The 7,617-nt window shown below is 55.0% G+C and carries 6 protein-coding genes and 1 pseudogene; 2 read left to right on the top strand and 5 right to left on the bottom strand.

What is annotated here, in order from left to right; genetic code table 11:
* Window positions 1-869 (bottom strand): annotated as a pseudogene (locus R6V78_RS18460) (hypothetical protein); the annotation flags it as partial.
* Window positions 870-959: 90 nt separating this feature from the next.
* Between R6V78_RS18460 and mnmA the strand changes: the two are divergent.
* Both mnmA and mtaB read left to right on the top strand, forming a co-directional pair.
* Entirely contained in the window at window positions 960-1,811 is an 852-nt protein-coding gene (gene mnmA / locus R6V78_RS18455) for a tRNA 2-thiouridine(34) synthase MnmA (protein WP_410290858.1), read from the top strand.
* A 67-nt stretch (window positions 1,812-1,878) separates the two neighbouring features.
* Complete coding sequence (gene mtaB / locus R6V78_RS18450; protein ID WP_410290857.1) at window positions 1,879-3,237, top strand: tRNA (N(6)-L-threonylcarbamoyladenosine(37)-C(2))-methylthiotransferase MtaB; 1,359 nt, start codon at window positions 1,879-1,881, stop codon at window positions 3,235-3,237.
* 373 nt (window positions 3,238-3,610) lie between these two features.
* Here the strand turns inward: mtaB and R6V78_RS18445 are convergent, their stop codons facing one another.
* From R6V78_RS18445 to R6V78_RS18430, 4 genes are all read right to left on the bottom strand, one after another.
* Window positions 3,611-5,155 carry an amidohydrolase gene (locus R6V78_RS18445; RefSeq protein ID WP_410290856.1) on the bottom strand — a complete coding sequence of 515 codons (1,545 nt, stop codon included), beginning with the start codon at window positions 5,153-5,155 and terminating at the stop codon, window positions 3,611-3,613.
* Between the two features lie 37 nt (window positions 5,156-5,192).
* On the bottom strand, window positions 5,193-6,149 hold the full coding sequence (locus tag R6V78_RS18440) for a branched-chain amino acid ABC transporter permease (protein WP_410290855.1): 957 nt from the start codon (window positions 6,147-6,149) through the stop codon (window positions 5,193-5,195).
* Window positions 6,146-6,979, bottom strand: a complete 834-nt coding sequence (locus R6V78_RS18435; protein WP_410290859.1) for a branched-chain amino acid ABC transporter permease — start codon at window positions 6,977-6,979, stop codon at window positions 6,146-6,148. Before R6V78_RS18435 ends, R6V78_RS18440 begins: the two co-directional genes overlap by 4 nt.
* Before the next feature lie 53 nt (window positions 6,980-7,032).
* Window positions 7,033-7,617, bottom strand: a 585-nt coding sequence (locus R6V78_RS18430; RefSeq protein ID WP_410290854.1) for an ABC transporter ATP-binding protein, incomplete at its 5' end; no start/stop codon positions are given.

The following is a 7,617-nucleotide window of genomic DNA, read 5'->3' as shown; positions in this document are numbered from 1 at the left end:
TTTACGACCTTTACTCCCAACCGCGAACAGAGTTGCAGGAATTCGTGAGCTTCCGTCAGGTCCAAATTGACCGGGTCGTGCGGGCTCACACCGAAGCCGTATCGATAGGGGAGGCAATGCGAAAAGTCTTCTGGAATGCCTGGGCCGGGCTTTCCTGGGGATGACTTTTCAGGGTCGGGCTTGAAGGGAACGGTATCGAAAGCACTGAGCCGTACGCCCAGGTCGATGGGATTGCCGCTGGCGCGGATGCCCGCAACAATGTTCCGTAGGATGCGGGTGCGGTTTTCAAAGGAGCCGCCGTATTTGCCGGAGCGGGTGAAGGCGCCCAGGAATTCATGGAGGAGATAGCCGTGGCAGTGCTTGATGTCGACGAAATCGGCTCCTATATCCCAGGCCAATTGGGCGGCTTGGACATAATCCTCGATGAGGCGGTCGATCTCGTCATCTGTCCAAACCTGGGAATTACTGGAAACGCCGAACTTTCGATCCAGGATTGGATGCCGATAGGCCACGCGGGGTTCCATGCGGAACTTATCGGACGGTTTGCAGAACCGACCGGAATGGGTTAGCTGGAACCCGATCACCAAGTCATCGGCGGTTCCGTAGCGTTCCTGGTGTGTTCGCACGAGACTCTCCCTTAGCCGGGCCAGATCCGCTTTATTCTGTTCCACCAGAACCAGTTGATTTGGGTTTGCGCGTCCGTCCGGGCGTACGGCCATGGCTTCGCCGCCGAAGATCAGCTTCGCGCCGCTTTCTCCGAAGCGGCGCCATCGCCTGAGGACCTCGTCGGTTATGCCGCCGGTGGTGGTGCCATCCCACCCCTCCATCGGTTGGACGACGTAGCGGTTTCCGATCCGTTTGCCATTCATGGTCACGCCTTCGACGGCTTGCGCCAGAGGCGAAGCGGCACCAACGGCAATAGAATCCTCGCAAGGCAGGTCAAGGTTTAGCGATGCGACATGGTTGCGGACCGCAGCGGAATAACGCCCAGCCCCTGCATGGTGTGCAACCCCGCCATAAAATTCAATGCCGCTCTATCCTTTGCCGAAAAGCTGGGAGCAACCCATCTTGCAACCGGTCATTATGCGTGCATTCAAAAAGGCAATTCCGGTGATTACCGCCTTTTTCGGGGCAAAGACTCCCGCAAGGACCAATCCTATTTTCTGGCAAGACTGGACCCGAAAGCGCTGGCAGCGGCGGTGTTCCCGCTTTGCGGCATGACCAAAGCCGATACGGTTCACCTGGCGGAAGCAGCGGGGCTCCGTCCGGTGGTGAAAAAGGAAAGCCAGGATGTCTGTTTTATCAAGGACGGTCATTACGGAGAATTTCTCATGGCGCAACCGGGATTTGCCGCTCAGCCGGGCATTATCGAAGATGTCCATGGTAATGTCATCGGGGAGCACGCAGGGCTGCACCGCTTTACCATCGGTCAAAGAAAGGGCATCAACTGTCCGGCTGCAGAGCCCTATTATGTTCTGAAAATCAATACACAACAGAACAAATTGATTGTCGGGTTCAAAAAGGAAGGCTATTCTCAGGAATGCCTTGTGGAAGATATCAACTGGATTCATCACGCACCGGTGTCATCCCTGCATGTCGGCACCCGCATTCGTTACCGTCATCAGGCAGCGCCGTCGAAGCTTTTTTTAAAGGGCGGGCGCTCCGCGCTTGTAAGATTTAAAACCCCCCAGCATGCCGTCACCCCCGGGCAAGCCGCTGTATTTTACGACGGCGATGAAGTTCTCGGCAGTGGATGGATCACTGAAAATATACCCAAGCTTGAAGGAACCGGAAGTGATAAGACACAATAGGGTATCAAACAAAAAATCCATATCACTTACGAACCAAAAGCCTGATAGCGGCAACCCGAAAGACCCGATGACATTTTCCGTCATCACCCTGGGCTGCAAGGTAAACCAGTGCGAATCGGAGTCCATCGCCCGGGAAATGGTGTCAAAAGGGTTCGTAAAACCGGAAAAACGCCGGGGGCCCGCTGAACAGAAGCCCGCTATCTGTATCATCAACACCTGCACCGTCACCCGGAAGGCCGCCATGCAGTCGCGGCAGGCCATTCGGCAGGCCATTCGTTGCAACCCTGAGGCGCTCATTGTCGTCACGGGCTGCCTTGCTCAGACAGCGCCTGAAGAAATAAAAAAAATCGACGGTGTTCAATATATTGTAGGTCATGCGGATAAACCCCGCATCGCCGACCTCGCATCCGCCATGAAACCGGACCGCGTTTCACAACCGGAAATTATCCATCGCGGCATACGGGACATCCGCACATACCAGGACATGCGCCTCCCTGCCCTGGGAAGCAGAACGCGGCCCTTTTTGAAAATCCAGGATGGCTGCGATGCATTCTGCACTTACTGTATCGTACCGTTTGCGCGGGGCCCCAGTCGGAGCATGCCCATGGAACGGGTGACACGGCACATCCGGCACATCCGTGAGGCCGGATACCATGAAATCGTTCTCACCGGCATACATTTAGGCCGCTACGGAATTGATCTCTCCCCTGAAATCGATCTAAGCTTTCTGCTGAAGCATCTGTGCGGCGGTGAGTCCATCGACCGAATCAGACTCAGCTCCATGGAACCCCTTGAACTCACGCCGAAGCTGATTGAACTCGCCGCCCGGGCAGACCGCAGACCGGGACAGATCTGCCCCCACTTTCATATTCCTCTGCAGAGCGGTGACGATGAAATTTTAAAACGAATGCATCGGCCCTACCGGCGGGATGATTTTCGAAAACGGGTGCTTCACATTTTGGAAATGCTGCCCCATGCCGCCGTCGGCGCCGATGTTTTGATCGGATTCCCCGGAGAAACGGACCCTGCTTTTGAAAACACATTCCGGCTGCTGGAGGAACTCCCGCTGGCGTACCTGCATGTTTTTCCATTTTCCGCCAGAAAGGGAACGCCGGCAGCCGAGTATCCGAATCACGTACCGCAGCAGATCATCAAAGAACGATGCCGCAGGACACGTGCGATGGGTGTTCAAAAAAGAAAGGCGTTTATACAACACTGGCTGGATCAGGACCTGGAAGTGCTGGTGGAAGACAGCCGGGACGCGCATAGCGGCATGCTAACGGGGGTTACATCCAACTATATCAAGGTGCTGCTAAATGGAGAAGACCGGTTACAGAACACCTTTCAGAAAGTCCACATCGAGGCTTTGGCCGATGAGCGGACCCTCTCCGGTCGCCTGCAGTCATCGTGTCATCTTTCAGAATAATTTCTGTATTGCTATTCTGCAGGCTTTTGGGAAACAGCCGGAGCGGCGGGCGCCAAACCAGGCGGCAGCGGACACCCGCAAGCCGTTCTGGCGGCGGATTCCAGGTTGCGATCCCAGTAATAAGTTTCCCCTTTTTCACAGATCCAGTGGCGGTGATACTGATAGCATCGTATCGGCGTGCCGCTTTCCGGACACGATGCAAAATACTCTCCCGGGCCATAGAAATCGGACGGCTTGTGAGTAAAAGCGACCCCTGCGTCCTTACACTCCCAGTCAGCAGCGGCAGATGCTCCGGCAAACGCCAAAAGAAAAAGCAATACCAGAAACCATGGGGATCTCTTTTCTGAATCTACCTGCCGCGCATACCACCGTATCAGGAATTCACCGAATGCCACTTGCCCCCCACGCTGACACTGTGAATGCCGATATCCTGAATCTCATGTGTCGGACCATCATAGAGATCCCGCTCCAGCACCACCAGATCAGCCAGTTTGCCTGCTTCGAGACGGCCCTTTTCGTTATCTTCAAAGGCGCTCCAGGCCGCCGTCGTTGTAAACATTGCAAGGGCCTCTTTGACGCTTATGCGCTCCTGCGGGTTCGGATGATTTACAGCGGCCTGAATGCCTTTGAGTGGATTGTAGGGCGTCACCGGGCTGTCCGATCCGCCGGAGATGGGAATCCCGGCATCCAGAATCGTCCGGTAGGGATGAACCCTTTTCAGGCGGGGCTTTCCGAGCAGCACCCCATAAACGGCCATGTCTTCCCGGCCAATGAATGCCGGAATAAAGGCCGGCTGCATGGAGGCCATGATGCCGGCTTTTGCCATGCGCTCGATCTGATTGGTGGTGGGCAGCTCGAAATGTTCGATCCGATGGCGATGGTCTTCCCGCGGAAACGCTCGCAGCGCTTTTTCCATGGCCCACAGCACCTGTTCGATGGAACGATCCGACTCACAGTGCACGGCTATCTGAAGGCCCTCACGATGCGCGGCCATGATGAAGCGGTCCATCGCTTCCTGGGTATACGTCAGCGCACCGTAATTGTCCGGTTCATCCGCATAGGGCTCGAAAAGGGCAGCCGTGTGGGCTTCAAACGCCCCGTCTGAGCAAATGCACCCGCCGACTCTGGGCAGCCCCAGTTCTTTCACCTCGTCCAGATCCATGGACTGATTGTAGCAGACGACATGCAGCGGCAGCCGGTCCCGGTTGTTACAGATAACCTTTGTATCGCCCGGCCCCAGTTCTCCACCGTCGAGCGCATGCAGGGTGGTAATGCCTTTTTTCAGAGCCATTTCCGCAGCTTTGATTAGAAATCCCGCTTTCTCTTCTTCGAGCATAATCCGGGCTATGGCCGGGTGAACACAGGTCAAAATTCCCGGGTCCCGGACCACACCCGTGGGTTTTCCGCCTTTCAAATCCAATCCGTCCAGAGTCAACGGCGGTTGAACGATTTCGAGCGCGCGGGAGTTCAGCGAAGCCATGTGGCAGGTGGCGTGCATAATGTAAACAGGGTGGTCCGGCACTGCACGATCCAACGCTTCACGCGCGGGCATGGCCTTTTGCGCCAAATTCTGTTCATTGAGGAAACTGCCGCGGACCCAGCCGCCCTTTTCAGTGGATGCCGCCCGCTCGGCGATTCGTTCAAGGATTTCTTCGGTATGGGTCACATCATCCAGTTGGACCGCCGTTTCCAGAGAACCGGTCAGCATCAAGTGCTCATGCGTGTCGATAAAACCCGGTAAAACCGTTCTGCCGCCAAAATCCTCAACGGGCCAGCCCTGTTCGATGAGATCCTTCACATCCGCCGCCGATCCGAGGCGGACGATGCGATCCCCCTCAATGGCGATGGCGCGGCACCGGCGGTCCGATACGTCCATGGTAATCACGTTGGCATTGACAATAACCCTTTTGTCGCTCATTTTTTTCTCGCTGTTTGAAGAACATGTTATGTCGAATTCAGGTAGTACTCCGTTTTTTTTTTGGAGCCAGGCGCTGGTCGATCCAGCCGATGAGCTGTATGAGGCCGCCCGGGAAAAAGAGTATCGTGGCACAAATCAGCCCGCCCAAAATCGCCAGACGCAGCGTACCGGCAAGACGCAGGAACTCGTTGCCGAACACGATAATGGCGGAGCCCAGCACCGGTCCCATAAAGGTCCCGATACCACCCAGCTCCATCATGGCGATGGTCAGCAGAAAGGGCTCTATGCCCAGTGTCGTCGGCGAGATATCCCCCAAATAGTGTACGTAAAAACCGCCGCAAAGTCCCGTCATAAAGGAAACCACGACAAACACCTTGATCTTTTCCCTGTATTCGCTGACACCGAGCGCGGTGGCAAATTCCCTGCTGTCCCGAAGCGCTACAAAGGCAAGTCCCGTTGAAGATCGGATAATCCACCAGATCACCCCGTGCATGGCCATGAAAAATACAAAAACGATGTAATAGGCCTGGGTTCTCGTAATCTCTTCAAAAAAAGGCGGAATATCATGAAGTCCCATGGCGCCGCCGGTGATGGATCGGGTCTGTGTCAGAATGGTGGGAAGGGAATCGGCGAATATCAGCGACAGCAGGGCAATATAGATACCACTCAAACGCAGCGCCGGCAACCCCACCAGCAGCGTTACAATAACCATGGCCGTCAATCCGCCCAGCAGCATGCAACTCCATGGCGACCAGCCGAACTGCTTCGCCAGAATGCCGGATGCGTAACCGCCAACGGCCAGAAAACCGATATTTCCCAGGGAAGTAATACCGGCCACGCCCATCAGCAGATTCCAGTTGGATGCCACCGACGACCAGATAAAAAAAAGAATAAGGATGTGCATGATATACATGTCGCCGTGGACCAGTGGATATACGGCGATACCTGCCATGGCGATAGCCACTGCGATAACTTTCCAATTCAGATGGGTCACAGCGTTCTTCCCCCCATCAGCCCCTGAGGCCGGATCAGCAATATGATGAGAAACATGAAAAACCAGATCGGCCACACCCACATGGGGCCCAGGTATAAGGTGATGACCGCTTCAGCCAGACCCAGAATAAATGCTGCATAAATTGCCCCGGTAGCGCTTCCGAGTCCGCCGAAAACGACGATCACAAATCCCTTCACCATCCAGTCCCAGCCGATGTGCGGTGTAATGTAGTATTTGGTGGCCAGCAGAACGCCTGAAAAGCCGGTGACCGCCGTTGCCAGCGCAAAAGCCAGGCCGAACGTTTTCTTCAGATTGATGCCGACAATGCGCGCACCGTCCATGTCCTGGGCAACAGCCCGCATGGCCTGTCCGAACCAGGTTTTTTTAAGTAGGTAGTTCAGGGCGATGACCGAGAGGATCACGATAATGATCAGGGCGATTTCATGGTAGTTGATTCTTACAAAGCCCAGTTTGAACCTGCCGCTGAAAAACTTGGGTATATCCTTGACGCGAGGGCCAAATGTTTGCAGGAGTATATTTTCCCAGAGGATTCCCAGTCCCAATAAAAAAATGATGACGGAAAACTCCCAGTTTTCTTTGTTGAGCAGGGGATTCAGGGCGACCCGGTAAAGGATCAGACCGATCACGAACATGACGACCATGGAAACCGCCACGGCCGGGATGAAGGCCATGCCCGCCTTGGTGATGAACAGCCACGTAAAGTACCCACCCGACACCGCCACGATCCCGTGGCCGAAGTTGAAAATATGGGTGACCCCATATACGATCGTCAACCCCAATGCCATCAAGGCGTAAAGCGAGCCGGATATGGTTCCGCTGACGAATGCATTGATCAGCTCTTTGATGGTGCACCTCTCGTTTCTTAGAAATACGCCTTCTCGATCTCGTCCTTGCCGATGTCTCCTGCCGCCTCCTCCATGACGATCCGCCCTTTCTTGAGCAGGTAGATCCGCTCTGCCACGGCCATGGCATAATCGACCTCCTGTTCGACTATTAGTATGCTGATATCCGTTGATTTTTTAATGCGATAAATGGCTCCGAACACGGCGTTTTTCATCAACGGCGACAGGCCGATGGAAGGTTCATCGATCAAAAGGAGTTTGGCGTCGCTCATCAATCCGCGTCCAACCGCCAGCATACGGCTCTCACCCCCGGAAAGCGTGCCGGCAAGCTGAGTTTTGCGTGCTTCGAGGCGGGGAAACAGCGAAAAAACAAAATCCAGGTTCTGGCCAACTTTTTTCCTTGCCCGACGGTTGTATGCACCGAGCCTCAGATTCTCCAAAACGCTCATCTCGGTGAAAATATTTCTGGCTTCCGGAATATAGGCCACGCCCATTTCCACGATGCGATCGCTTTGAACATTCGAAATCTCCGCGCCTTCAAACAGGACGGATCCGGCCGATGGGGGGTGGATACCTGAAATTGCCTTAAGCAGGGTCGACTTGCC

It is taken from the genome of Desulfosarcina sp., assembly GCF_046496365.1.
Classification (GTDB): Bacteria; Desulfobacterota; Desulfobacteria; order Desulfobacterales; family Desulfosarcinaceae; genus Desulfosarcina.
The sequence above is the reverse complement of the archived record's forward strand: the minus strand, read 5'-3'. Positions and strand labels throughout refer to the sequence as shown.

Bases quoted from the DNA above. Each gene is read 5' to 3' on its own strand.
- mnmA (WP_410290858.1), top strand. From the start codon at position 960: ATGGTTGCGGACCGCAGCGGAATAACGCCCAGCCCCTGCATGGTGTGC.
- mtaB (WP_410290857.1), top strand. From the start codon at position 1,879: ATGACATTTTCCGTCATCACCCTGGGCTGCAAGGTAAACCAGTGCGAA.
- R6V78_RS18445 (WP_410290856.1), bottom strand. From the start codon at position 5,155: ATGAGCGACAAAAGGGTTATTGTCAATGCCAACGTGATTACCATGGAC.